The organism is Modestobacter sp. VKM Ac-2978 (genome assembly GCF_026968025.1).
Lineage (GTDB): Bacteria > Actinomycetota > Actinomycetes > Mycobacteriales > Geodermatophilaceae > Modestobacter.
This window is the reverse complement of record NZ_JAPVBP010000009.1, coordinates 16,069-40,832: the sequence shown is the minus strand read 5'-3', so window position 1 is coordinate 40,832 and position 24,764 is coordinate 16,069. Positions and strand designations below refer to the sequence as shown.

The window sequence follows — 24,764 nt, the reverse complement described above, 5'->3', positions numbered from 1 at the left end:
CCTCCTCAGATCCCGTGCCGGCGGTCGCCGAGCACCTGGTCGCACAGCTCCCGCTCGACGGCGGGGGAGAAGACCCGGCGTCCGGCCACGGCCCGGCGGGTGTCCTCCATGATCAGGTCGGCGTTGACCGCCGCCCCGGCGGTGAGCCCGGCCGCGGCCGAGCTGATCACCTGGGCCTTGATGTCGGTGACGTTCCCGGCCGCCCACACCCCGGGGACGGCGGTCGCACCGGTCCCGTCCACCGGCACCCCGCTGCCCATCACCAGCTCGCCCATCCGCTGCTCGACCGCCTCGAGCCCCAGCGACTCCAGGACGCCGGCCCGTGCGGTGAACCGCGGGGCCACCACCACCGCGTCGCGGGCGAAGACCGTGCCGTCGTCGAGCCGGACGCCGGTCAGCCGCCCGTCGGCGGACTCCAGGCCGGCGACCTCACCGACGACCACGCTGATGCCCCGCGCGGCCAGTTGCTCCCACTCCTCCTCGGTGGGCTGCGGGCCGGTGTGCAGGAAGAGGGTGACGTCGGCGCTCCACTGCCGCCACATCAGCGCCTGGTGCACGCCGGCTGAACTGGTGGCCAGCACGCCGATCGCCTGGTCGCGCACCTCCCAGCCGTGGCAGTACGGGCAGTGCAGGACGGCGCTGCCCCAGAGCTCGTGAACCCCCGGGACGTCGGGCAGCTCGTCGACCAGCCCGGTGGTCACCAGCAGCCGGCGGCTGCGCACCGACCGCCCGTCGGCCAGCCGCACCTCGAAGCCGCCGTCGACCGGGGCGGCGGAGGTGACCTCGCCGTCGGTGAACTCCCCGCCGTAGCCGGCCACCTCGCCGCGGCCGATCGCCAGCAGCTCGCGCGGCGGCGTGCCCTCGCGGCCCAGGTAGTTGTGTGCGTGCGCGGCGGGGGCGTTGCGGGGAGCCCCGCCGTCCACCACCAGCACCGATCGGCGGGCGCGGCTGAGCGCCAGCGCACCGCTGAGGCCGGCGGCTCCACCGCCGACCACCACCACGTCGTACTCCGTCTCCACCGTGCGCTCCTCTGCTCGGACGGCGGGTCACCGGGGTGGTGACCCGCCAGGTCCGACAGTGCGCCGGGGGAGACGAGAGCGGCAAGGATCCTTGCCGCTATGGCAAAGGGGTCAGCGGTGCGTGCGGCACACCGGGAGGTCGTCGGAGTCGACCGGCGCCACCTGGTTGGGGTGCGCCCGGCGCTCGGCCCGGGCCGCCCGCTCCTGCTCGGCCAGCTGCTCCGCCTCGGCGACCAGCGCCTCGGCCGCCTCCTGCGCACGCTCCCGGCGGTACTCGCGGAACGACCAGACCACCGCCGCCGCCCAGGTCACGTAGACGACCGCGAGCACCGCGTACCGGACTGGGTCGCTGGCGCCGACCCAGTCGCTGCTGAGCAGGCTCGTCGCGTTGGTGGAGACGATCATGCCCCCGACCCCGGCGCCCAGCAGGCGCGGCGGGACGAAGCGGACCAGCCAGGCGGCCAGCGGTGCGGCGACCAGGCCACCGGCCAGCAGGCCGAGCACCCAGTAGGGGTTGATGCCCTGGCTGCCGAGGGCGAAGAGGAAGCCCGCGCTCGCGGCGAGGGAGACCAGGAACTCCGAGGTGTCGATCGAGCCGATCGTCTTGCGCGGCTCCATCCGGCCACTGGCCAGGATGGCCGGGGTGCTGACCGGGCCCCAGCCGCCTCCGCCGGTGGCGTCGATGAAGCCGGCGGTCAGGCCGAGGGGGGCGAGGAACCGGGCGCGCATCGGCTTGCCCAGCTGGCGCTTGTCGATGCCGCGCAGGGTGAAGCGGGCCAGCAGGTAGAGGCCCAGGCCCAGCAGGATCAGCGACATCACCGGCGTGGCGACGGCGGTGGAGATGTTCGACAGCACGGTCGCACCGGCGAAGGCACCGATCGCGCCCGGGACGCCGATCTTGGCGACGACCTTCCAGTCGACGTTGCCGAACTTCCAGTGCGACAGACCCGAGGCGAGGTTGGTGCCGATCTCGGCGAGGTGCACCGTGGCCGAGGCGGTGGCCGGGTTGGTGCCGATGGCGAGCAGCAGCGTCGTCGAGGTGACGCCGTAGCCCATGCCCAGGCTGCCGTCGACGAGCTGGGCGCCGAGGCCCGCGAGGGCGAGCAGGATCAGGGTCTTCACGAGGGAGGTGCTCCGGGTTCCAGGGTGCGGGCGCGCCGGGTGAGGGCGCAGCGGACCGCGGTGGACGAGGGGCGCCGGGCGGCGCGGGAGGTCAGCGGGCCGGACAGGCGGCGGTGCTGACCCGGAGCAGGTCGACGTGCAGGCGGCTCACCAGGAAGGCGCCGGGGAGGGCGGACGGGAGGCGGGTGGGGAGCCCACCGGTGCTCGCCGTCGTCGTCACGGCGACATTCCTACCATGTTGGTAGAGATTGTGGGCAAGGGGACCGGGAGGCCCCCGTCACGTCCGCAGGACGTCGTTGCGCACGGTCGCCCAGGAGACCGCGGCGCCCAGCACCATCACCCCCGCACAGAGCCCCATGGCCAGCGAGTAGCCGGAGCTGAACGACGCGGCGTCGGTGTGGTCGTCGCCGGAGAGCCCGACCGCCACCGGCAGTGCCGCGATCGCGAGCAGGTTCGCCGCCCGGGCGACCGCGTTGTTCACCCCGCTGGCCACCCCGGCCAGGTGGTCGGGGGCGGCGCCGAGCACGGTCGCGGTCAGCGGGGCCACCACCAGCGACATGCCCAGCCCCAGGCCGAGCGAGCCGGGCAGCACGTCGACCCAGTAGGAGCTGCCGGGCCCGACCCGGGTGAGCCACAGCAGGCCACCGGCGGACACCAGCGGGCCGACGGTCATCTGCAGCCGCGGCCCGATCCGCTGGGCGAGCGCGCCGGCCCGGGCCGACAGCAGCGTGATCACCAGGATCGTGGGCAGCAACGCGGCGCCGGCCGCGGTGGCGTCGTAGCCGAGCACGGTCTGCAACTGCAGGACGAGGAAGAACATGACCCCGCCCAGTGCCCCGTACACCGCCAGGGTGCTCAGGTTGGCGCCGGTGAACTGGCGGTCGGCGAAGATCCCCAGCGGCAGCATCGGCTGGGCCGCCCGGCGCTCCCGGACGACGAACGCCGCCCCGGCCAGCACGCCGACCGCCGCGGCGACCACCACCTCCGGGCTCCCGGGGTCGCTGCCCGCCGCGATCAACGCGTCGGTGACCCCGGCCAGCGCCAGCGCGCCGAGGACGGCGCCGAGCACGTCGAAGCGCCCGGTGCGCGCGGGATCCCGGCTCTCCGGCAGGTGCCGGGCGGCCACCAGGACGACGACCACCGCGAACGGCACGTTGATCCCGAACACCCAGCGCCAGCCCACCGTGTCGACCAGGAAGCCGGCCAGGAACGGGCCGACCAGCCCGGCCAGCCCACCCAGCGCCGACCACAGGCCGATCGCCCGCGGCCGGTCCTGGTGCCGGAAGGAGGCCTGGATGATCGCCAGGCTCCCGGGGGTCAGCAGGGCGCCGCCGATGCCCTGCAGCACCCGCGCGGTGACGAGCTGGCCGGTGGTCTGCGCCAGCCCGCAGGCCAGCGAGGCGGCGGCGAACCAGACGACCCCGAGCACGAAGACCCGGCGGCGTCCGTACCGGTCGCCCAGGGAACCGCCGAGCAGGACGAGCGAGGCCAGCGCCAGCGTGTACCCGGTCACCGTCCACTGCAGGCCGGACAGGGACGAGCCGAGGTCCCGGCTGATCGAGGGGAGCGCGACGGTGACCGCGGTGGCGTCGAGCAGTGCCATGGCGGAGGCGAGCACGGTGGCCAGCAGCACCCAGCGGCCCGGGGCGGTGCCCAGCGCGACCGGCTGACCGGCGACCGGTGGTGGCGTCCCGGCCGCGGCGGGCGGGGTCGCGGTCACCGGGCCATCCTGGTGGACGGCGGCGGATGCGCGCCTCTGGTGTGGGCCGGCTCTCGTCCCCGGCCGCGCACGGCCGGGAACTGGACGGCGGGCCCGGACGACTGTGCAACCGTGCAGCAGCAGGAGCGGACCCGGCGAGCAGCCCACCGCCGTACCGGGGTGGGGGTGCGCCGGCTGTCCGGCGCCGTCCTGCTGCTGGGGGTGCTGCTCGGCGTGCTCGTCGACGTGGGCACCGCGCGGCCGGCGGCCGCGCACGCCACCGTGACGACGACGACGCCGGCCGACAGTGCCCGGCTGGACTTCGCGCCGGCCGAGGTGGTCATCGAGTTCGACGAGCCGGTCTCCCTGGGCGCCGGCTACGCGCGGGTGCTCGACGGCGACGGCGAGCGGGTCGACACCGGGGCCGCCGAGGTGCGCGGCAGCACCCTCACCGTGCCGCTGCGCGAGGGGCTGCCCGACGCCGGCTACGTGGTGACCTACCGGGTGGTCTCGGCGGACTCCCACCCCGTCTCCGGTGCGTTCTCCTTCGCAGTGGGGAACGGGGAGCTGGTGGCGGCGGGCTCCGTCGGCGAGGGGGACGGCGCGGACCCGGGCGTGGCCGTGGCGCTGCCGGTCGCCCGGTGGCTGAGCTACCTCGGCCTGACCCTCGGGCTCGGCGTGCCGCTGGTGCTGGCCACCTGCTGGCCGGGGGGCTGGGCGGTGTCGCGGCTGCGGCGGCTGGCCGGTGCCGGGCTGGCCGCGGTCGTGGTCGGCGGGGTGCTCTCGCTGCTGTTGCAGGGGCCCTACGCCGCCGGGAGCGGACTCGGGTCGCTGGTGGACCCGCAGCTGCTGGGCACCACGCTGGACTCGACCTTCGGCCGGACGCTGCTGCTGCGGGTGGTGCTCGCCGCGCTGCTGGCCGCCGTCCTGCTGCGGAGCTGGCGGCGGGGGAGTGCCCCGGGGACGGGCTGGCTGATCGCCGCCGGGGTGCTCGCCGCCGCGCTGGTCGTCGCGGTCGCCGCGGTGGGTCACCCGGTCGCCGGGCCGCTGCCGGTGCTGGCCGTGGCGGTGGCCGCCGTGCACGTCGCGGCGATGAGCGCCTGGCTGGGCGGCCTGGTCGCGCTGTTCGCCGGCGCCCTCCGCGGGCCGACGCCGGCAGGAGAGCTGGTCGCCGCGCTGCCCCGGTGGTCGTCGCTGGCGGCCGGCTGCATCGGCGCGCTGGTCGTCACCGGGGTGCTGCAGTCGGTCCGCGAGGTCGGGTCGGTGTCCGCGCTCTTCGCCACCACCTACGGCTGGGTGCTGGTGGCCAAGGTCGCACTGGTGCTGCTGGTGCTGGTCGCCGCGCTGGTGGGCCGGGACTGGGTGCAGCAGCGGGTGGGCACCCGCCGCCGTCCCTCGCGCCGGGTCGTCGCGCAGGCGTTCGCCGCCGGGGAGGCCCCCGCCACCGACGGCCCCGCCACCGACGGCCCTGTCACCGGAGACCCCGCCACCGAGGACCCTGCCGCCGAGCCGCCGGCGACGATCGGCGTGCTGCGCCGCGCGGTGCTGCTCGAGCTCGTCGGGGCGGCCGTCGTCCTCGCGTTGTCCGCGGTGCTGGTCGGCACGCCGCCGGCGAAGGCCGCCGTCGCCCAGCCGGTCGAGGTGACCCTGCCGCTCCAGTCGGCCGGTGGCACGACCGGCGCCGGCACGGTGCAGGTCCTCCTCGACCCGGCCACCCCCGGGCCGACCACGCTGCACGTCTACCTCTTCGACGCCGACGGGCGGCTGACCCAGCCGCAGCAGATCGGGGTCACCCTCACCGAGGTGGAGCAGGAGATCGGCCCGCTGGACGTCGACCTCGCCCCCGCCGGGCCGGGCCACTACGTCGGAGACCCGACGCTGCCCACCACCGGCACCTGGACCCTGACGGCGACCGTCCGGCTGGACGAGTTCACCGCGGCCACCGCCAGCACCGTCTTCCCGGTGCGCTGACACCCCCTGCACGACACCGATCCGAGGAGAACCGTTGTCCCTGTCCCTGCTCCGTCCCGCGCGCCGTCCGGCCGTCGTCCTGCTGACCGCGCTGCTCGCCTCGACGGGGCTGCTCGTCGCCGGCACCGGGGTCGCGTCCGCACACGTCACCGTCTCCTCCGGTGACGCCGCGCCGGGTGGCTACGGCAAGCTCACCTTCCGGGTGCCGAACGAGAGCGACACCGCCAGCACGGTCGGGCTGCGCGTCCAGGTGCCCACCGACACCCCGCTCACCTCCCTGCGGGCGCAGCCGGTGCCCGGCTGGACCGTCTCGATGACCGAGGCGCAGCTCCCCGAGCCGGTCGAGGTGCACGGCGAGCCGGTCGAGCAGGCCGTCTCGGTCGTGGAGTTCCGGGCCGAGGAGGGACAGGGCATCGCCCCGGGTGAGTTCCAGGAGTTCGCCCTCTCCGGCGGGCCGTTCCCGGAGACCGACGAGCTGACCTTCAACGCCGTGCAGACCTACAGCGACGGCACCGAGGCCGCCTGGATCGAGCCCACCGTCGACGGCCAGCCGGAGCCGCGGTACCCGTCACCGGTGCTGTCGCTGGCGGCGGAGGACGCCGACACCCCGACCGACACGGCGGCGACGGCCGACCCGGCAGCGGACGACGAGGGGAGCGACGGCACGGCGGTCACCGCGCTGGTGCTGGCGGTGCTCGGGCTGCTCGCCGGGCTGGGCGGTCTGTTCCTCGGTCTGTCCGCTCGCCGTCGTACCGTGTCCTCGTGAGCTCTGCTTCCCGTCCGACCCGTACCGGGCTGACCGCGCTGGCCCTCTCGACCGGTCTGCTGCTGGCCGGCTGTGGCGGGGACGCCGACGCCGACGCCGGTGCCGAGGCCGCCGGGCACGACCACGAGTCGACCGAGGCCCCGGCCACGCTGGAGGGCGGTGTGCGGGAGGGCGGCATGCAGCTGGTCGACCCGTACCAGAAGCCGGACTTCACGCTCACCGACACCAGCGGTGCGCCGTTCGACTTCGGCGAGCAGACCGCGGACGGCCCGACCCTGCTGTTCTTCGGCTTCACCCACTGCCCGGACATCTGCCCGACCACGATGGCCGACGTCATGCTGGCGCTGGGCGAGGTCGACCCGGCGGTGGCCGAGAAGACGTCGGTGGTGTTCGTGACCACCGACCCGGCGCGGGACACCCCCGAGGTGCTGGGGGAGTACCTGGACCGGTTCGACGCCGGGCTGCCGACCCAGTTCATCGGGCTCACCGGCGACCAGGGGCAGATCGACCAGGCGCAGCTGGCCGCCGGGGTGCCGCAGGCGCAGAACGGCGGCGAGAGCCACTCGGCGCTGCTGCTGCTCTACGGCACCGACGGGGAGGCCGACGTCGCGTTCGACTCGGCCAACACCGCCCGCGACATCGCCACCGAGCTGGCTGCCGTCGCCGGGTGAGTCCCGGCCGGCACGTCTGGACGACCGGCGTGGGCCGGGTCCTCGTCGTCCTGCTCGGGGTGCTGGCCGTCCTCGCCGTCGCGGCACCCGCGTCGGCGCACGTGGGCGGGGGAGCGGCGGGCAGCGACTTCGACGCCGCCGTCCGGACGGTGTCCCCGCAGCTGCCGGGCGTGAGCGTGCGGGTGCTGCAGTTCGGTGACGAGCTCGAGGTGGTCAACGAGACCGACACCGAGCTGACGGTGCCGGGGTACTCGGGCGAGCCCTACCTGCGGATCGGTCCGGACGGCGTCTGGCGCAACGCCGCGAGCCCGGCGACCTACCTGAACCTGGACCGGTACGGGCGCACGCCGATGCCGGACGGCGTCGACATCACCGCGGCGCCGCGCTGGGAGCAGGTCTCCACCCAGTCGCAGTACGTGTGGCACGACCACCGGACGCACTGGATGACCCAGGACCTGCTCCCCCCGGTGGTGGCCGCGGACTCGTCCCGGCCGCACACGGTCATCGAGTGGACCGTGCCGATGGCCCACGGCGGCACCGACGTCGTCGTCCAGGGGGTGCTCACCTGGAGCCCGCCGCCACCGGCCTGGCTGGTCTGGCCCGGCTACGTGCTGTTGCTGGCCGGCACGGTCGCGGCCGGCTGGCTCGCCCGCGGTCCCCGGCCGCTGGCCGCCGTGCTCGCCCTGGGTGCGCTGGCCGCGATCTACCACGCGCTGGCCACCCCCGAGCCGCCGAGCAGCGTCTCCTCGCACGTCGGGGCGATCGTGTCGGCCCTGCTCCCGGCGCTGCTGGTGCTACTGGCGGCGGCGATCGGTGTGCGGGCGGCCGGGCGTGGGCGCGGCGTGCTGACCGGCCTGATGGCGGTGGTGGTCGGCTGGCTGCTGCTGGTGCAGGGCCTGCCCGACGTCGACGTGCTGTGGACGGCGAACGCGCTGACCGCCGGGCCGCAGGTGCTGGCCCGGGTGGCGGTCGCGGTGCTCGTCGCCGGCGGGCTGGGGCTGGTCGTCGGCGGGGTCGGCGCGGTCCGGCGGTTCCGGGACGACGCCCGCGCCCTTGGGGACCCGGTCGGCGAGCCCGCCCTGCACTGACGCAGTCGACATGTCGACTGGTCGACGAGTCGGTTCCTGGGACCACTGTGACAGTGACTCCGCGTGTCCCCTCGAACACGCCGGGCAGCGAATTACAAGGCTGTCACTTGATGTTTGGATGTCTCGGACCGGGCCGGAGCCGTAGGGGGTTGCCGGAGGTCCCAGGAGAGGCAGGCGCATGGGTTCGAGGCACGCCGGCACCACGGTCCGCACCCGCGGACGTGAGGTCGCACCGTCCTCGGGTTCCCAGCCCTCGGTCTCGCCCTACTCCGGGGCCTCGTCGTCCGGGGCCTCGTCGTCCGGGTCCTCGTCATCCGGGTTCCCGTCGTTCGGGTCCCCGACATCCGGGTCCTGGCCGGTCGCGCTCCCGGCTGCCCCGCGGGCGGTCGCCCGCCGGCGTCCGGCCGCGCTGCTCGCGGCGCTGGTCGTGGGGGCGACGGTCGCCCTCGTCGGCACCCAGGCGCTGCCCGCCGCCGACGCCCGCGAGTCGGTCGCGGTGGAGGAGCTGCTCGGCTCGGACGCCGAGGGGCTGCTGGAGACCGAGCTGACCCCGCAGCTGGCGATCACCGAGGTCGAGGCGCGCGCCCGGCTGGAGGAGGTCGCTGCCTCCCGCCAGGCACGGGACGAACGGGTGGCGCAGGAGCAGGCCGAGGCCGCCGAGGCCGCCGAGGCGGCTGCGGAGGCGGCCCGGCCGAAGGCCTCACCGCCGGTCAAGGGCGCTCGGCTGACCAGCTGCTTCTGCCCGCGTTGGGGGACCATGCACTGGGGCATCGACCTGGCGGCGCCGATGCTGACCCCGGAGTACGCGGTCGAGGACGGCGTCGTCCTCCGGGCCGGTGCGGCCAGCGGCTACGGCCTGGTGGTCTACATCCTGGGCGTGAGCGGCGACGTGACCGTCTACGGGCACATGGAGAAGATCACGGTCTCGGCCGGTGACGTGGTGAGCGCCGGCGACCAGATCGCCCTGCTGGGCAGCCGAGGCCAGTCGACCGGGCCGCACCTGCACTTCGAGGTCCACTCCGGCGGCGTGGACGGCAAGCGCGTCGACCCGGTCGCCTGGCTCCGCGACCGCGGCGTCGAGCTGTAGGAGGACCCCGTCCCCTGACAGGGGACGGGGTCCTTTCCTCAGACCTGGCGGGACCAGGCGGTGACGAGGGTCGGCAACACGAGCCCGATGTGGAACGGCAGCAGGACCGCGCCCAGCAGCACCCCGCTGTCCGGGGTGGGCCAGTCGGCGGCCAGCCAGACGCCGACGGTGATGAGCTGCGCGGTCAGCAGGCCGAACCCGATCCGGTAGGCGCGTGCGTACGCCTCGCCGCGCAGCTGCCACTGGCGCTCGTCGAGCGCCTCCGCCGGCAGCTCCTCCACTCCTCGGGTGCTGCCCTTGAGGGCGCCGAGGCACAGGACGAACGCCACCAGCAGCGCCGACAGGCCGATGGCGAAGAGGACCGGCGCCTGTTCGGCGAGGAAGAACAGGCCCGCTTCGGCCACGAGCAGGCCGCACATGGCCACCACCAGCCGGCGGCGGACGCGCGGGGTGCGGAGGGACTCGAAGCGCGGGTCGTCGAGGCGGGCGGCGCGACGCTGGACACGGGTGGGGGTGCTCATGAGGGCTCCTTGGTGCCGTAGACCTGCTCGGACAGGGTGCGGAACGGGGTGAGGGAGAAGACCGCCTCCATCGGGAGGCCGAAGACCGCGGCCAGCCGCAGCGCGAGGGTGGCGCTGGGGCTGTACTCGCCGCGCTCGAGGTAGCCGATCGTCTGGTAGTGCACGCCGACGGCGTCGGCCAGCTCGTGGCGGGACATGCCGCGCTCGGTGCGCAGCAGGGTGAGCCGGTTGTACAGCTCTACCTCGTCGGACTGTTTGCGCGGTGCCATGTAGCAAAAGTACTACACGGAAGGGCATCTGCACTACTTCGCTAGCTCGCGCGGGCTGGCGGGTCCTTCAGGAAGCGGTAGCCCATGCCGGGCTCGGTGTGCAGGTAGCGGGGGTGGGCGGGGTCCGGTTCGAGCTTGCGGCGCAGCTGGGCCAGGTAGACCCGCAGGTAGTTGGTCTCCCGCTCGTAGGCCGGCCCCCACACCGCCTGCAGCAGCTCCCGCTGGCCGACCAGCCGGCCGGGGTTGCGTACCAGCTCCGACAGCAGCGCCCACTCCGTCGGGGTCAGCCGCACCGGGACGCCGTCCACCGTCACCTGCTTGGCCGCCAGGTCGACGGTGAAGTGGTCGGTGACCACCTGCGCCTGCCCCGGCTCGGCGGTGCCCCGGCGCAGGGCCGCGCGCAGCCGGGCCAGCAGCTCGGCCATGTCGAAGGGCTTGGTTACGTAGTCGTCGGCGCCGGCGTCCAGCGCGGCCACCTTGTCGTGGCTGTCGGCGCGGGCGGAGAGCACCAGCACCGGCCCGGTGAACCAGGGCCGCAGCCCGGCGAGCACCTCGGTGCCGTCCAGGTCGGGCAGTCCCAGGTCGAGGACGACGACGTCCGGGTGCGCCGCGGCGGCCTCGCGCAGCGCGGTCGTGCCGTCGGGCGCGGTGACCACGTCGTAGCCGGCCGCGCGCAGGCTGATCCGCAGCGCGCGCAGCAGGTGTGGATCGTCGTCCACGACCAGGACCCGGCTCACGGTGCCGACACCGCCTCTGGAGCGCAGGAGGGGACGGCGGCCACCGGCAGCGACACCACCATGGTGAGCCCTCCGCCGGGGGTGTCCTCCGCGGTCAGCGTGCCGCCCATCGCCTCGGTCAGCCCGCGGGCGACGGCCAGCCCCAGGCCGACCCCCTGCCCGGCGGGGGCGTCGCCGAGCCGCTGGAACGGGGCGAACACCCGTTCCCGGTCCGCCGGCCGGACACCGGGACCCCGGTCGACGACCCGCAGCTCCACCCGGCCGGCGGCGGCACCGGCGCGCAGGTCGACCGGCCCGGACGACGCGTGCCGGGTGGCGTTGTCGGCGAGGTTGGCCACCACCCGCTCCAGCAGGCCGGGGTCGGCGAGCACCGGCGGCAGGTCGGCGGGGGAGTGCACCACCACCCGGGCGCGCTGTGGCTCGTCCAGCCAGCTGAGCGCGGCGCCGAGCACCCCGGTCAGGTCGGCGGGGGCGACCACCGGGGTGAGCGCCCCGGACTGCAGCCGGCTCATGTCCAGCAGGTTGTCGACCAGCCCGGTCAGCCGGTCGGCGGACTCGTCCACGGTGGCGACCAGCTCGTCCCGGTCCTCGTCGGTGAGCGCCAGGTCGGTCGATCGCAGCGCGGACGAGGCGGCCTTGATCCCGGCCAGCGGGGTGCGCAGGTCGTGGCTGACCGCGGCCAGCAGGGCGGTGCGCATGCTGTTGCCGGCGGCGAGCCGGTCGGCCTCGGCGGCCTGGGCCGACAGCCGGCCCTGCTGCAGGGCGACCGCGGCCTGCTCGGCGAAGGAGAGCAGCACCCTGCGGTCGCCAGCCGGGAGGGCGCGGCCGCGCAGCCGGAGGGTGAGCGTGTCGGTGACCGCGACGTCGTCGATCTGCTCGTCGTCGGCGTGCTCCCCGCAGGCGCCCACGGTGTGCTCGCGGCCCCCTTCCCGCTCGACCATGGTCACCGCGCGGAGGCCGAACGCCTCCCGGATCTGCTCCAGCAGGCTGGGCAGCCCGCGGTCACCGGCGAGCACGGCACGGGACAGCGAGGCGAGCATCGCCGTCTCCGCGCGGGAGCGGGCGGCCGAGGTGGCGCGGCGCGCGGACCGGTCCACGACGGCGGCCACCGCCACCGCCACGACGACCCCGCCGAACAGTGAGACGACGTCGTCGACCTGGCTGACGGTGAGCCGTCCGGTGGGGGCGGTGAAGAACCAGTTGGCCACCAGCCCGCCGGCGATCGCGGCGGCCAGCGCCGGCCACAGCCCGCCGACGATCGCGACCGCCATCACCAGCAGGATGAAGAGCAGGAGCACGCTGGCCAGGGACAGCGCCGCCTGGGCCGCGACGCAGGTGACGGCGAGGACCGGGACGCCGACCACGGCCAGCAGCAGCCCCAGCCAGCGGCGCCGTGCGGTGAGCGCGCCCTGGCTGCGGGGCAGCCGCCACCCCTGGGAGCCGGCGGCGGAGTGGGTGACGATGTGCACGTCGATCTCGCCGGAGCCGGCGATCACCCGCCCGCCGATGCCACCGCGCAGCGCCCGGGCCCACCGGGTGCGTCGGCTGGTGCCGATCAGGAGCTGGGTGGCGTCGACCCCGCGGGCGAACTCCAGCAACGCCTCGGCGACGTCGTCCCCGACCACCTGGTGCCAGCTGCCGCCCAGGCTCTCCAACAGGGCGCGCTGCGTGCGCAGCGCCTCGGGGGAGGCGCCGGTCAGGCCGTCGGGGCTGAGCACGTGCACGGCCAGCAGCACACCGTTGCCGGTGCGGCGGGCGACCCGGGCCGCCCGGCGGATCAGCGTCTCGCCCTCGGGGCCACCGGTCAGCGCGACGACGACCCGCTCGCGGGCCTCCCAGACGTGGTCGATGGCGTGGTCGGAGCGGTAGCGGCGCAGCCCCTCGTCGACCCGGTCGGCCAGCCAGAGCAGGGCGAGCTCGCGCAGCGCGGTCAGGTTGCCGACCCGGAAGTAGTTCCCCATCGCCGCGTCGACCCGCTCGGCGGGGTAGACGTTGCCGTGCGCCATCCGGCGGCGCAGCGCCTCGGGCGACATGTCGACCAGCTCGACCTGGTCCGCCCGGCGCACCACCTCGTCGGGCACCGTCTCCTGCTGCTCGACGCCGGTGATCTGCTCGACGACGTCGGTGAGGCTCTCCAGGTGCTGCACGTTGACCGTGCTGAGCACGCTGATCCCGGCGGCGAGCAGCTCCTCGACGTCCTGCCAGCGCTTGGTGTTCCGGGAGCCGGGGGCGTTGGTGTGCGCCAGCTCGTCGACGACGACGACCTCCGGGCGGCGGGCGAGGACGCCGTCCAGGTCGAGCTCGGTGAGGGTGACCCCGCGGTGGGTGACCTCCGCGCGCGGCAGCACCTCCAGGCCGTCGAGGGCGGCGGCGGTGCGCGGCCGGCCGTGCGTCTCCACCAGCCCGACGACGACGTCGCAGCCCCGCTCGGCCCGGCGGCGCGCCTCGCCGAGGACGGCGAAGGTCTTCCCGACGCCGGGGGCGGCGCCCAGGTAGATGCGCAGCGTGCCGCGGGCCATGCCCCCATGATCGGCCCGCGCCGCCGCCGATCGCCGCCACCGGGCGTCAGGATCGCGTCAAGACCACCCGGAGTGGGTGCCATGATCGCGGTCGTGAGCCGGGCGAGCGAGGACTCGAACCGGCGGATGCTGCGCGCCCGGGACGCGATGGACCGTTCGTACGCCGAGCCGCTCGACGTCCCGACCCTGGCCCGGGTCGCCTGCGTCTCCGAGGCGCACTTCATTCGCACCTTCCGGGCCACCTTCGGGGAGACGCCGCACCGCTACCTGCAGCGGCGCCGGGTGGAGCGGGCGATGTGGCTGCTGCGCAGCACCGAGGAGACCGTCACCGACATCTGCATGGCCGTCGGCTTCTCCAGTCTCGGCACGTTCAGCCGGGTGTTCGCCGAGATCGTCGGGGAGCCGCCGAGCGTCTACCGCCGGCGCGGGCCGCTCGCGCCGGTGCCCAGCTGCTTCGGCATGCGCTGGCTGCGGCCGAGCACGGACAGCGCAGTTTCGGAGAAGCCCGGGGACGACGCCCGCCCCTAGCGTCCTGACCATGTTGAACACCATCACGATCAGCCAGGTCTTCGTCCCCGACCAGGACGCCGCGCTCGACTTCTACGTCGGCAAGCTCGGCTTCGAGGTGCAGACGGACATGCAGTTCGGTCCGATGCGCTTCCTCACCGTGGCGCTGCCCACCGACCCTGGGCACGCCGTCCTGCTGGAGCGGCCGGGCCCGCCCGGCTACAGCGAGGAGATCGCCGCCCAGGTGCGCGACCTCATCTCCAAGGGTGCCGCCGGCGGGCACCTGTTCTTCAGCACCGACGACGCGCACAAGACCCACGCCGAGCTCAAGGAGCGGGGCGTGGAGATCAACGAGGAGCCGGTCGTGCAGCCCTACGGCATCGACTTCGGCTTCCGCGACCCGTTCGGCAACCACGTCCGCGTCGCCCAGCTCACCCCACCGCCGTCCGCCTGACGGGCTCCCGGCCGGCCCGCTCCCTCAGGACCCCGTCACGGGGCGGGAGCGGGTCAGCCGGGCGCGCAGCAGCAGTCCGGCGAGCACGGCGAGGAGGACGAGGACCGGCGCCAGCCCGGCGTCGGTCGCCACCCGCTCGCCGAGTTCGCGGGCGAGCAGGACGACGGTGCACGCCCAGGCCGTGCCGCTGACCAGGAGCACCGGGGCGACCAGCCGCAGCGGCACGCCGGCGCCACCGGCCACCCGCGGCGTCAGGGTGCGGCTGACCGCGGCCCACTGGGCGACGGCGAGGACGACGGCGCTGCCGGCCGGCCCCTGGGTGGTCAGCCAGTCGCGGGCCCAGCGCACCACGGGGTCGACCCGTGCGCGCAGCCGGCCGGGCCGGGCACCGGTGCCGCGCCGCCGGTGTCCCTGCTGCCAACCGAACAGCGCGCCGCCAATGCTGGCCGTGGCGGCCACCGCGATCGGCAGCGCCGGGTGGGTGTCCGAGATCGCCGACCACAGCCCCAGCACGACGAGGGTGGTCGACCCGGGCAGCAGCACGCCGAGCACGACGCCGCTCTCCAGGACCAGCAGCAGAGCGGCGACGCTCAGCACGAGCACGGCCGGCCAGCTGCCGACCCGCTCCAGCGCCGCGCTCACCACCGCCGTCCACCGGCCGATCTCGTCGTCCCCACGCTGCTCCTGACCCTGCCCGCCGCCCAGACTGATCGGCCCCGCTGACAGTTCCTGGTGCGAGCCTGGCGGGGGCCGGGCGCCGGGACCATCGGGGAACCCCCTGACCCGACCCGGACACGTCGGCGTCAGCAGCGCGTCAAGGTCGGCGCCCCGCACCGTCAAGAGCCCGTCAAGACGGCCGACGGTGGCTCGTTCCGCTCCTAGCGTCCCCGCTCGGACGTGGACGACGACCGGTCGTCCGCCGGGATCGGGATGAAGGTGCTCACGACGTGACCGACGTGGTCTACGTGCTGCTCACGCTGGCGGTCTTCGCGCTGCTGGCCCTCGCGGTGCGGGGGGTGGAACGGCTGTGACCTGGGTTGCGCTCGCCGTCGCCGCCGGCCTGGTGCTCTACCTGCTGGGCAGCCTGCTGTTCCCGGAGCGGTTCTGATGAGCGCCGCTGCTGCCGGCTGGCTGCAGGCCGGGCTGCTGGTGCTCGCCCTGGCCCTGGTGCACCGCCCGCTGGGCGACTGGATGGCCCGCGCCTTCACCACCGACCCCGACGCGGGGCCAAGATCGCGACTTTGGCCCCGGCAGGGGCACTGGCAGGTGGAGCGGCTGGTCTACCGGGCGGTGGGGGTGGACGCCGACGTCGAGCAGCGTTGGCCGACGTACCTGCGCAGCGTGCTGGCGTTCTCGCTGGTGTCGGTGCTGTTCCTCTACGGCCTGCAGCGGCTGCAGTCGCTGTTGCCGCTGGACAACGGCATGGCGGCGGTGGAGCCGGGCTCGGCCTGGAACACCGCGGTCAGCTTCGTGACCAACACGAACTGGCAGGGCTACAGCGGCGAGTCGACGATGGGCCACCTGGTCCAGATGGCCGGGCTCGCGGTGCAGAACTTCGTGTCGGCCGCCGTCGGCATCGCGGTGGCGATCGCACTGGTGCGCGGCTTCGCCCGCAGCGGCACCGACCGGCTGGGCAACTTCTGGGTCGACGTGACCCGCGCGATCACCCGGGTGCTGCTGCCGCTGGCAACGGTCGCCGCCGTCGTCCTGGTGCTCGGTGGCGTGGTGCAGAACCTGTCGTCCGGCACCGAGGCGACGACGCTGGCCGGGGCGACCCAATTCCTGCCCGGCGGGCCGGTCGCCTCGCAGGAGGCGATCAAGGAGCTGGGCACCAACGGCGGTGGCTTCTACAACGCCAACTCCGCGCACCCGTTCGAGGGTCCGACCGCCTGGATCTCGCTGTTCCAGGTGTTCCTGCTGCTGGTCATCCCGTTCTCGCTGCCGCGCACCTTCGGCCGGATGGTCGGTGACCGCCGGCAGGGTCTGGCGATCGTGGGCGTGATGGCCGGCCTGGCCACCGCGTCGCTGGCGCTCACCAGCTGGGCGCAGGCCCGGGCCGGGGGAGCGGCGCTGCAGCTGGCGGGCGCGGCGACCGAGGGTCAGGAGGTCCGCTTCGGCGGGCCGCTGTCGGCCCTGTTCGGGACGGCGACGACGCTGACCTCGACCGGCGCCGTCAACTCGATGCACGACAGCTACACGCCCACCGGCGGGCTGCTGGTGATGGCGAACATGATGCTCGGCGAGGTCGCGCCCGGCGGGGTCGGTTCCGGGCTCTACGGAATGCTCGTGCTCGCCGTCGTCGCGGTGTTCGTCGCCGGGCTGATGGTCGGGCGCACCCCGGAGTACCTGGGCAAGAAGCTCGGCCGCCGGGAGATGACGCTGGCGTCGCTGTACGTGCTGGTCACCCCGGTGCTCGTGCTCACCGGGACGGCGGTCGCCGTCGCCACCGACACCGGGCTCGGCTCGCTGCTGAACAGCGGCTCGCACGGGCTGAGCGAGGTGCTCTACGCCTTCACGTCGGCGTCGAACAACAACGGCTCGGCGTTCGCCGGGCTGAGCGCGAACACGCCCTTCTACAACACCGCCCTGGGCCTGGCGATGGCCTTCGCCCGCTTCCTGCCCATCGTGCTGGTGGTCGCGCTCGCCGGCCGGCTCGCTGCACAAGGCAAGGCGCCGGTGACCGCTGGGACGCTGCCCACCCACCAGCCGCTGTTCGTCGGCCTGCTGGGCGCCGTGGTCCTGGTCGTCGTCGGCCTCACGTACTTCCCGGCGCTCGCACTGGGCCCCCTCGCCGAGGCCCTCGCATGACCCCCACCTCCCCGACAGAAATGGCCATTTCTGTCGTTCTCACGACTGAAGGACTGTCATGACAACGGCGCTCGATCGTCGTCCCGTCTCCAACCCCGAGCCCCGGCCCCAGCAGCGCGCGGCGATCGAGTGGGGCCCGGCGCTGGCCGGCGCCATCCGCAAGCTCGATCCGCGCGGCCTGGTGCGCCAGCCGGTGGTGTTCGTGGTGTGGGTCGGCTCGGTGTTCTCCACCGTGCTGGCGGTCACCGACCCGTCGGTGTTCGGCTGGCTGATCGCCGGCTGGCTGTGGCTGACCGTGCTGTTCGCCAACGCCGCCGAGGCCGTCGCCGAGGGCCGCGGCAAGGCGCAGGCCGACACCCTGCGCAGGGCCCGGCAGACCACCGTGGCGTACCTGCTCGACGGCACCGAGGTGCCCGCGGCCGACCTGCGGCCGGGCATGCGGGTGGTCGTCGTGGCCGGGCAGGTGATCCCGGGGGACGGCGACGCCGTCGAGGGGATCGCCAGCGTCGACGAGTCGGCGATCACCGGGGAGTCGGCACCGGTGATCCGCGAGTCCGGCGGTGACCGCTCGGCGGTGACCGGCGGGACGACGGTGCTCAGCGACCGGATCGTCGTGGAGATCACCAGCAAGCCGGGGGAGACGTTCGTCGACCGGATGATCGCGCTGGTCGAGGGCGCCTCTCGGCAGCGGACGCCGAACGAGATCGCGCTGAACATCCTGCTCAGCTCGCTGACCATCGTGTTCCTGGTCGTGGTCATCACGCTGCAGCCGTTGGCGGTCTACTCGGGTGCGGAGCAGTCGCTGACCACGCTGATCGCCCTGGTGGTCTGCTTGATCCCGACCACGATCGGCGCGCTGCTGTCGGCGATCGGCATCGCCGGGATGGACCGGCTGGTGCAGCGCAACGTGCTGGCGATGAGCGGCCGCGCGGTCGAGGCGGCCGGCGACGTGAACACCCTGCTGCTGGACAAGACCGGCACCATCACCCTCGGCAACCGGCAGGCGTCTTCCTTCGTGCCGGTCGGGGACGCGGCGGAGGCCGAGGTCGCCGACGCCGCACAGCTGGCCTCGCTGGCCGACGAGACGCCGGAGGGCCGCAGCATCGTCGTCCTGGCCAAGGAGCGCTACGGCCTGCGCGGCCGCGAGCTCGAGTCGGCGGTGTTCGTCCCCTTCACCGCGCAGACCCGGATGAGCGGGGTCGACCTGCCCGACGGCCGGCAGCTGCGCAAGGGCGCCGCGGGTGCGGTGCTGGCGTGGGTGCGGGCGCAGGACGGCCCGGTGCCGCCGGAGGTCGCGGACGTCGTCGACGGCATCTCCGCCGCTGGCGGGACGCCGCTGCTGCTGGCCTCGGCGTCGTCCGACGGCGCGCGGGTGCTCGGCGTCATCCACCTGAAGGACGTCGTCAAGGCGGGGATGGTCGAGCGGTTCGCGGAGCTGCGCCGGATGGGGATCCGTGCGGTGATGATCACCGGCGACAACGAGCGGACCGCCCGGGCGATCGCCACGGAGGCCGGGATCGACGACGTGCTGGCCGAGGCGACGCCGGAGGACAAGCTGGCGCTGATCGTCAGGGAGCAGGCCGGCGGCCGGCTGGTGGCGATGACCGGCGACGGGACCAACGACGCCCCGGCGCTGGCGCAGGCCGACGTCGGGGTGGCGATGAACACCGGGACGACCGCTGCCAAGGAGGCCGGGAACATGGTCGACCTGGACTCCGACCCGACGAAGCTGATCGAGATCGTGGAGATCGGCAAGCAGCTGCTGATCACCCGCGGGTCGCTGACCACCTTCTCCATCGCCAACGACCTGGCGAAGTACTTCGCGATCCTGCCGGCCATGTTCGCTGGCGTCTTCCCGGGGCTGTCCACCCTGAACGTCATGGGGTTGGCCTCCTCGGAGTCGGCCATCCTGTCGGCGGTCATCTTCAACGCGCTGATCATTGTGGCGCTGGTGCCGCTGGCGCTGCGCGGCGTGAAGTACCGGCCGGCGTCCGCGTCGGCGATGTTGCGCCGCAACTTGGCTGTCTACGGCGTCGGCGGCGTGGTGCTGCCGTTCGTCGGGATCAAGCTCATCGACCTGCTGGTCTCTCTCATCCCCGGGATCGCGTGATGTCCGCTCTGCGTTCGGGCCGCCAGCTGGTGGCCGCCGTCCGTGCCCTGCTCGTCGCCACCGTGGTGCTCGGGCTGGCCTACCCACTGGTGATCACGGGCGTCGCCCAGCTGATCGCACCGGCTCGCGCCGACGGGTCGCTGGTGTCGGTGGACGGGTCGTCGCTGATCGGCCAGTCGTTCACCGACGAGGACGGCGACCCGCTGCCGGAGTACTTCCAGACTCGGCCCTCGGTGTCGGACTACGACGGCGCGGCGTCGGGCGGGTCGAACCTGGGGCCGAACTCCGAGGAGCTGGTCGCCGCGGTGGGGGAGCGGCGCGAGTCTGTCGCCGACTTCAACGGGGCGTCTGAGTCCGAGGTGCCGGCCGACGCGGTGACGGCGTCGGGATCCGGGCTCGACCCGGACATCTCGCCGGAGTACGCGGCTCTGCAGGTGGCCCGCGTCGCCGAGGCGCGCGGTGTGCCGGTGGACGACGTCGAGGCGCTGGTGGAGGAGCACACGGCCGGGCGGGACCTCGGCTTCATCGGGGCGCCGCACGTGCGGGTGCTGGAGCTCAACCTGGCGCTCGACCACCGCTTCGGCGCAGGGGCTGACGACACGATGCCCGGCGGGGACCCCTCCGCCGGGCATCGTTCACCCTGATGTAGTCTTCTCCACGGCTCGGACACACCAGACCGGGTCGGCAAGGGGCTGTGGCGCAGCTGGTAGCGCACCACACTGGCAGTGTGGGGGTCAGGGGTTCGAGTCCCCTCAGCTCCACCCCAATGACCAGGCCGTTCTCCTTCTGGAGAGCGGCCTGAGTCGTCTCTGGTTGCAGTTCTGGTTGCAGTTTGCCCACCCTTACCTGGCAGCAGCAGGGTGTCCATCCGGTCGGCGGCTTCGCGGGCCAGGGCCGGCATGACGTGGCTGTAGATGTCCATCGTGGTGCGCATCTGGCTGTGGCCGAGCAGCTCCATGACCACCCGCGGGTGCACGTTCTCGCTGAGGAGCAAGGTGGCGGCGGTGTGCCGGCCGTCGTGCAGCCGCACGTGCCGGACGCCGGCGGACTGAAGCAGACGGGTCCAGTCGTCGTAGTCGGACTTCTTGTCGATCGGCCGCCCGTTGGGCTGGGCGAAGACCAGGTCCTCGTCGTGCCACTCCGAGCCGGCCAACATCCGCTCGCCGAGCTGCGCGGCCTTGTGCCGGTGCAGCTCGGCGACCAGCGGTAACGGAAGCGCCAGGGTGCGCTGGCTGCGCTTGCTTTTGGGCTCCTCGTAGATCAGCCCACCGCCGCGGATGCGGTGGATGCTGCGCCGGACCGTGAGCGTGTTGCTGAGAAGGTCGACGTCCTTCCACTGCAGCGCGAGGGCCTCGGACTGGCGCAGGCCGAGGGCCAGGGCGACGGTCCAGCGGGCGGAGTTGCGGACGCCGGCCGCGGCGTGCAGCACGGCGCGGGCCTCGCCGAGGTCGAGGGCGGTGGCGATATCGCTCGGGCGCTGGGCGGGTGGGTCGACGAGGGCGGCGACGTTGCGGGGCACGTGTCCGCGCTGGACGGCGACGGTGAGCGCCCGCGACAGGATGCGGTGATGGCGCAGCACGGTGGCGGGGGAGTAGCCGGCGTCGAGGAGCGCGGTAGAGCTGGTCGAGGTGCTCCGGCCGCAGCCGGTCGAGGCGGTGCCGGCCGATGCCAGGGATCAGGTGCTTGCGGACGGCGGACTCGTAGCTCTCCAGCGTCCGCTGGCGCACGCGGCGCGGGGCGATGGAGGTCAGCCAGTGCTCGAGCCACTCGGCGACGGTCGGCGTCGACGTCTCGGTGATCGTCCCGGAGTCGCGCTTGCGCTCGAGCTCACGGACCTTCGCGACCACGACACCGCGGCTCTTGCTGCTGACGTGCCGGCGGTCGAGCTTGCCGTCGAGCGCGAACCCGACCGAGACGTAGCCATGCCATCGCCCGTCGGCGCCCTTGTAGATCGTCGACTCGCCGTTCGAAGCCCGTCCCGCCATCCGCTACTCCTTGGCGCGCTTCAGGAGGATCAGTCTCGCGGAGCCCTCGGGGGAGAGGCAGGCGGGCTTTGGATTCACGCGGCGTCCGGTGAAGGATGTGGACGAGTCGGGGAAGCCTCGAGCCGGCGGACGTAGCGGTCGAGCTCTGCCTGAGAAATCCGGCGGCTGCGGCCGATGTGTACGGCACGCAGATCCCCGCACTTCATGAGCGCGTACACCGTCGTACGGCCGATGCGGAGGACCCGCGCGGCCTCTTCGGGCGTGAGGAGGAGACGGTCGGCGGCCATGAGGTCCAGAAGCGGCTGCGGATCATCCATATCGACCTCTCCCGGATCAGTCGCGTGCCAAGTGGCGGCTTGAGCACGACGGTGCGGGAGCGGCCTGCCGAACATCTCCAGTGCCTCATCAGTCAGACCATCTCGATGGTGACCGTCACCCACTCGGAGACCGGAGCCGCTGCTTCCTACTACTGCAGAAGTACTGGAGCTCGGGCTCAGTACAGATCGGGAGCGCCGGTGAAGTGCGCACGTCGCCGGTAGTTCTCCAGTACGGGGTGCAGGTCCCGCCCCAGAGCGGGCAAGTCGCCCTCGTAGACCCGCCCGTCGTTCAGCTGGCCTGCGAGGTCGCCGAGCAGTCTGGGCCAGTCCCGGCGGGTGGGGCACAAGAGGCACCTGGACCTCGACGAGGCCCTCGACGAGCTCGACCGCGGACAGTCCCGAGGCAGCCGCCCTGGCCTGCTCCCAGGCGCGGTGCCGGCAGGCTGCCGAACACCACTTCGGGATCGGCCCGCGGCTTCCCGGAGTGATCGGCCCACCGGACAACCCGCAGGCCGTGGCCGCGGTCTAATGCTCGAGACCCGGCACGTCGACTGCGGCCGCGCCGTGCGGGCGCGTGGATTAGTGGTCACAGCATGATTCGGTGCTCGGTGAAAGGACGCCGGACCTCGTGCGTCGCGAGGGACCCATTCACGACCGATCCATCTGCCGAACCAGGCTGAGAAGCCGGACCGGTGGACGCCCCGCCTCCACGATCCGCCAACCCCGCAGGTCCGGACGGCGGCCGTAAAGGATGTAGACCACCCCGTCCCGGTCACCTGCCGGCACGAGGCCGCCTCCCTCCGTCCGTTCACCTCGCGCCGCGCCGGGCAATAGCGCGGCCGATGGCGCGCGGAGAGTGGTGGCTCCAGACGCCGCCCGCGCCTGCCGAGCGAGCTCCTGACAGGTCGGATACGTCTCCTCGCCGCCCGACAAGCCTTCGCCCGCCAATCGCAATGCGCCGGCCAGTTCGCCGTCGTCTATCTCGAACGCCCAGAGGCTGCGAGCCACTCCAGCAAGGTCCTCCGGCTCCGTGATTTCTTCATGCCGCAGGAACTCCGCCCACGCTCCATCGGGGGTATCGGCGACGTACTGGGCGGGCCCTTCGCCGGACCCGTGCCACCGGGCGGCTGGTTGAGCATCGGTTTCCCACAGCGGCGGAAAGCGTGAGTCGGCGTTGCGGAAGACCGTCGTCATGCGGCGCGCAGGCTCTCGGCCAGCCGCCGGATTCGCTCGCCGTCTGGGCCGTCAGGATCGAAGTCCTTGCCCATAAAGTCCGCCGGCGACCGTCCGTCGAGCGCTGATCGTGGGCGGGTGAACCAGCGCCGCATCCCGTAATCGTTGTAGGAGCCGGCGAGCTCGGCGAGGACGAGGGCTATGAAGTGCAGGCGTTCCGCGACCGCTTGGGGGGTTTCCCGACCACCAGCGCTGTAGCGGCGGATCGACGACAGCGAGGCGCCCACCAGCCGGGCAACGAGATCCTCGTCCAACGTTGACAGCACTGGCTGCCATTCTCCGGCAGGCCGAGGGGAGCCCTCGGCTTCCTGGAGCAAGCGTTCGAGCAGCTTTCGCACGTCGGTGATCTGCTCGGCACTCTCGCGGCTCCAAGACCGCGTGCTTGCTTCTTTGACCTGAATGCCCATCAGCGTGGTCTTCCCTGAACCGAGCGAGTCGCTCACTGCCAGAAGGGCGTCCCAACCCAGGACTAGGTGTGCTCGATCAGGAGCAGCCCCAACGAACGCTGCGGTGTAGAGCGCACGAAGAGCAGCTTGCGCCAGGTCAGGATGGGAGCGAAACGGCTCCTCAACAGACTCGAATTGGAGCGCGGTCATGCTCCAGTCATACTCCGAGCGGCGTCCGAAGGCAACTGCATTGCCGGCCTGCTGCGGCGCCCTGGCGCCCCGTAGGACCACGCAGGCATGTCTTCGTCTCGATGCTGGGCCTGCCGCGGCTGCCCGATGCGGCGTCCAGCATGTCGTCGAGGGCGCGGGCGATTGCGGCGTCGCGGTCGCCCGCGTCGTGTTAGTGCAGAACGGCCGCCACGGGCGAGGAGTGCCCGAGCCAGTGGACGGCCGGAAGGCGCCAGTCACTGGCCGACCCGGGCGTCGGGCAGCAAGACGTAGAGCCCTCCCGACGGTGGCGCGGGCCCCTGCGCTGCCGGGCCGGGGTCTCCTCACCTGAAATGCAAGACGTGTGACGCTCGTGATCCTGGAAGCTCCAGTAGAGCCATGTCGCCTGGCGCGCTGCCGCGGGCGATACGGCACGGTTCGAAGCCGTTGCTGCTTGGACCGTGGCTTTGGGCGCTGCCAGGCGCGGGGCAATGCAACATATGACTCGTGGGGACGGTGCGGGACGTCAGCTGGGCGATGGGCGAGCTTGAGCACTTCATCGAGTTGGTGCGACGGCGGTCGGCCGCGTCAGCAGTACCGGCCGACACCGCTGCCCGGCACCTGGCTGACGTAATGATCCCTGAGGACCGCATCGTCAACCAGGTGCCAGTCGTGGAACGCATCCTCGACCGGGTCACGCCCGACTGGCGAACAACCCTGTCGAGCGACCTGCGGGATAGGTGGGCTCAGCCCAAAGAGGCGGCTCAGCGGGCCTACACCCTTCTGGCGAGAGAGGTCGAAATCCGCGACCGGCTCGGCGAGGGCGCTCCCACCATCGACGCCGATCGGTTACACCGATGGGCGTGGCAGGGTGCCTCCTCCATGTGGGCCAGCCGCCACTTCCGACAGTCCGTCGTTGATGCGCTGAAGAGAGTCAACGCCGAAACTCAGAACAAGACTGGGCGGCACGACCTGTCCGAGACCGACCTGTTCAAGCAACTCTTCTCGACCGATCCCCCCAAGGCGGGCGTGCCTCGCTTGCGGCTCAGGCATGACGACGGCAGCGATACCTTCCGAAGCATGCACCGCGGCGCGGCCGCGCTGGCCGAGGGGCTATTCGCCGGCATCCGCAACGTGGTGTCTCATACGGTGGCAGAGACCGAAATCGACGAGCAACTCGCCCTCGAGCAGCTTGCCGCAGTGAGCGTGCTCGCGCGCTGGGTCGACGAGGCGAGCGTTTCGGGCGTGTCGTAGAGGTGCTCACGCTGTGCGGCCGGTGGCCTGACCG

Annotated in this window: 24 protein-coding genes, 1 tRNA gene and 2 pseudogenes; 13 read left to right on the top strand and 14 right to left on the bottom strand. The window is 73.3% G+C overall.

What is annotated here, in order from left to right; translation table 11 throughout:
* Positions 1 to 5: 5 nt before the first annotated feature.
* The 4 genes from O2W53_RS19755 to O2W53_RS19740 all read right to left on the bottom strand — a co-directional run bounded on the left by O2W53_RS19755 (position 6) and on the right by O2W53_RS19740 (position 3,861).
* Complete coding sequence (locus O2W53_RS19755) at positions 6 to 1,019, bottom strand: NAD(P)/FAD-dependent oxidoreductase (RefSeq protein ID WP_269164773.1); 1,014 nt, start codon at positions 1,017 to 1,019, stop codon at positions 6 to 8.
* Between the two features lie 111 nt (positions 1,020 to 1,130).
* Complete coding sequence (locus O2W53_RS19750; protein ID WP_269164772.1) at positions 1,131 to 2,141, bottom strand: sulfite exporter TauE/SafE family protein; 1,011 nt, start codon at positions 2,139 to 2,141, stop codon at positions 1,131 to 1,133.
* Positions 2,142 to 2,232: 91 nt separating this feature from the next.
* Positions 2,233 to 2,361: a putative leader peptide gene (locus O2W53_RS19745; RefSeq protein WP_269164771.1), complete on the bottom strand. Its 129-nt coding sequence runs from the start codon at positions 2,359 to 2,361 to the stop codon at positions 2,233 to 2,235.
* A gap of 57 nt (positions 2,362 to 2,418) precedes the next feature.
* A complete protein-coding gene (locus tag O2W53_RS19740) occupies positions 2,419 to 3,861 on the bottom strand; it encodes an MFS transporter (RefSeq protein WP_269164770.1) in 1,443 nt (480 codons plus the stop codon).
* Positions 3,862 to 3,972: 111 nt separating this feature from the next.
* On the opposite strand from O2W53_RS19740, the gene O2W53_RS19735 reads away from it, so the two are divergent.
* From O2W53_RS19735 to O2W53_RS19715, 5 genes are all read left to right on the top strand, one after another.
* Positions 3,973 to 5,811 (top strand): copper resistance CopC/CopD family protein, encoded by a 1,839-nt coding sequence (locus O2W53_RS19735; protein ID WP_269164769.1) that lies wholly within the window; start codon positions 3,973 to 3,975, stop codon positions 5,809 to 5,811.
* Positions 5,812 to 5,845: 34 nt separating this feature from the next.
* A complete protein-coding gene (locus O2W53_RS19730; protein WP_269164768.1) occupies positions 5,846 to 6,577 on the top strand; it encodes a YcnI family copper-binding membrane protein in 732 nt (243 codons plus the stop codon).
* A complete protein-coding gene (locus tag O2W53_RS19725; RefSeq protein ID WP_269164767.1) occupies positions 6,574 to 7,248 on the top strand; it encodes an SCO family protein in 675 nt (224 codons plus the stop codon). The genes O2W53_RS19730 and O2W53_RS19725 overlap by 4 nt, the downstream gene beginning before the upstream one ends.
* Positions 7,245 to 8,336, top strand: coding sequence for a hypothetical protein (locus O2W53_RS19720; protein WP_269164766.1), 1,092 nt, complete (start codon positions 7,245 to 7,247; stop codon positions 8,334 to 8,336). The genes O2W53_RS19725 and O2W53_RS19720 overlap by 4 nt, the downstream gene beginning before the upstream one ends.
* A gap of 178 nt (positions 8,337 to 8,514) precedes the next feature.
* Positions 8,515 to 9,423, top strand: a complete 909-nt coding sequence (locus O2W53_RS19715; RefSeq protein WP_269164765.1) for a M23 family metallopeptidase — start codon at positions 8,515 to 8,517, stop codon at positions 9,421 to 9,423.
* A gap of 38 nt (positions 9,424 to 9,461) precedes the next feature.
* On the opposite strand, the gene O2W53_RS19710 is transcribed toward O2W53_RS19715, so the two are convergent.
* Genes O2W53_RS19710 through O2W53_RS19695 form a run of 4 tightly spaced genes read right to left on the bottom strand, consistent with a single transcriptional unit; the run spans position 9,462 to position 13,469 of the window.
* Entirely contained in the window at positions 9,462 to 9,944 is a 483-nt protein-coding gene (locus tag O2W53_RS19710; RefSeq protein ID WP_269164764.1) for a hypothetical protein, read from the bottom strand.
* Positions 9,941 to 10,213: a helix-turn-helix transcriptional regulator gene (locus O2W53_RS19705; RefSeq protein ID WP_269164763.1), complete on the bottom strand. Its 273-nt coding sequence runs from the start codon at positions 10,211 to 10,213 to the stop codon at positions 9,941 to 9,943. Before O2W53_RS19705 ends, O2W53_RS19710 begins: the two co-directional genes overlap by 4 nt.
* 41 nt (positions 10,214 to 10,254) lie before the next feature.
* Positions 10,255 to 10,950, bottom strand: coding sequence for a response regulator (locus O2W53_RS19700; protein WP_269164762.1), 696 nt, complete (start codon positions 10,948 to 10,950; stop codon positions 10,255 to 10,257).
* Positions 10,947 to 13,469 carry a sensor histidine kinase gene (locus O2W53_RS19695; protein ID WP_269164761.1) on the bottom strand — a complete coding sequence of 841 codons (2,523 nt, stop codon included), beginning with the start codon at positions 13,467 to 13,469 and terminating at the stop codon, positions 10,947 to 10,949. The genes O2W53_RS19700 and O2W53_RS19695 overlap by 4 nt, the downstream gene beginning before the upstream one ends.
* Before the next feature lie 81 nt (positions 13,470 to 13,550).
* Between O2W53_RS19695 and O2W53_RS19690 the strand changes: the two genes are divergently transcribed.
* Positions 13,551 to 13,997, top strand: coding sequence for a helix-turn-helix domain-containing protein (locus O2W53_RS19690; protein WP_269164760.1), 447 nt, complete (start codon positions 13,551 to 13,553; stop codon positions 13,995 to 13,997).
* Between the two features lie 10 nt (positions 13,998 to 14,007).
* Positions 14,008 to 14,430, top strand: a complete 423-nt coding sequence (locus tag O2W53_RS19685) for a VOC family protein (protein WP_269164759.1) — start codon at positions 14,008 to 14,010, stop codon at positions 14,428 to 14,430.
* Positions 14,431 to 14,454: 24 nt separating this feature from the next.
* Here the strand turns inward: O2W53_RS19685 and O2W53_RS19680 are convergent, their stop codons facing one another.
* On the bottom strand, positions 14,455 to 15,072 hold the full coding sequence (locus O2W53_RS19680) for a DedA family protein (RefSeq protein ID WP_269164758.1): 618 nt from the start codon (positions 15,070 to 15,072) through the stop codon (positions 14,455 to 14,457).
* A 385-nt stretch (positions 15,073 to 15,457) separates the two neighbouring features.
* Here O2W53_RS19680 and kdpF point away from each other — a divergent pair, with 385 nt between their 5' ends.
* The 5 genes from kdpF (at position 15,458) to O2W53_RS19660 (ending at position 20,109) form a co-directional block, all read left to right on the top strand.
* The gene (gene kdpF / locus O2W53_RS23990; protein ID WP_366139772.1) at positions 15,458 to 15,538 is read left to right on the top strand and encodes a K(+)-transporting ATPase subunit F; all 81 of its coding nucleotides are present in this window, start codon (positions 15,458 to 15,460) and stop codon (positions 15,536 to 15,538) included.
* Positions 15,538 to 17,238 (top strand): potassium-transporting ATPase subunit KdpA, encoded by a 1,701-nt coding sequence (gene kdpA / locus O2W53_RS19675; RefSeq protein WP_269164757.1) that lies wholly within the window; start codon positions 15,538 to 15,540, stop codon positions 17,236 to 17,238. The genes kdpF and kdpA overlap by 1 nt, the downstream gene beginning before the upstream one ends.
* Positions 17,239 to 17,296: 58 nt before the next feature.
* Positions 17,297 to 19,348 carry a potassium-transporting ATPase subunit KdpB gene (gene kdpB, locus O2W53_RS19670; protein WP_269164756.1) on the top strand — a complete coding sequence of 684 codons (2,052 nt, stop codon included), beginning with the start codon at positions 17,297 to 17,299 and terminating at the stop codon, positions 19,346 to 19,348.
* Positions 19,348 to 19,992: a potassium-transporting ATPase subunit KdpC gene (kdpC, locus tag O2W53_RS19665; protein ID WP_269164755.1), complete on the top strand. Its 645-nt coding sequence runs from the start codon at positions 19,348 to 19,350 to the stop codon at positions 19,990 to 19,992. Before kdpB ends, kdpC begins: the two co-directional genes overlap by 1 nt.
* A 44-nt stretch (positions 19,993 to 20,036) precedes the next feature.
* A tRNA-Ala gene (locus tag O2W53_RS19660) sits at positions 20,037 to 20,109 on the top strand.
* A gap of 152 nt (positions 20,110 to 20,261) precedes the next feature.
* Here O2W53_RS19660 and O2W53_RS23985 read toward each other — a convergent pair.
* From O2W53_RS23985 to O2W53_RS19645, 5 genes and pseudogenes are all read right to left on the bottom strand, one after another.
* Positions 20,262 to 20,777: pseudogene (locus O2W53_RS23985) on the bottom strand (site-specific integrase); the annotation flags it as partial.
* 196 nt (positions 20,778 to 20,973) lie between these two features.
* A pseudogene (locus tag O2W53_RS23980) lies at positions 20,974 to 21,333 on the bottom strand (hypothetical protein); the annotation flags it as partial.
* 74 nt (positions 21,334 to 21,407) lie between these two features.
* Positions 21,408 to 21,650 (bottom strand): helix-turn-helix domain-containing protein, encoded by a 243-nt coding sequence (locus O2W53_RS19655; RefSeq protein ID WP_269164754.1) that lies wholly within the window; start codon positions 21,648 to 21,650, stop codon positions 21,408 to 21,410.
* A 648-nt stretch (positions 21,651 to 22,298) separates the two neighbouring features.
* A complete protein-coding gene (locus O2W53_RS19650; protein ID WP_269164753.1) occupies positions 22,299 to 22,844 on the bottom strand; it encodes an RES domain-containing protein in 546 nt (181 codons plus the stop codon).
* Complete coding sequence (locus O2W53_RS19645; protein ID WP_269164752.1) at positions 22,841 to 23,479, bottom strand: antitoxin Xre/MbcA/ParS toxin-binding domain-containing protein; 639 nt, start codon at positions 23,477 to 23,479, stop codon at positions 22,841 to 22,843. The genes O2W53_RS19650 and O2W53_RS19645 overlap by 4 nt, the downstream gene beginning before the upstream one ends.
* Before the next feature lie 504 nt (positions 23,480 to 23,983).
* Here O2W53_RS19645 and O2W53_RS19640 point away from each other — a divergent pair.
* Positions 23,984 to 24,730: a TIGR02391 family protein gene (locus tag O2W53_RS19640; RefSeq protein WP_269164751.1), complete on the top strand. Its 747-nt coding sequence runs from the start codon at positions 23,984 to 23,986 to the stop codon at positions 24,728 to 24,730.
* Positions 24,731 to 24,764: the final 34 nt, after the last annotated feature.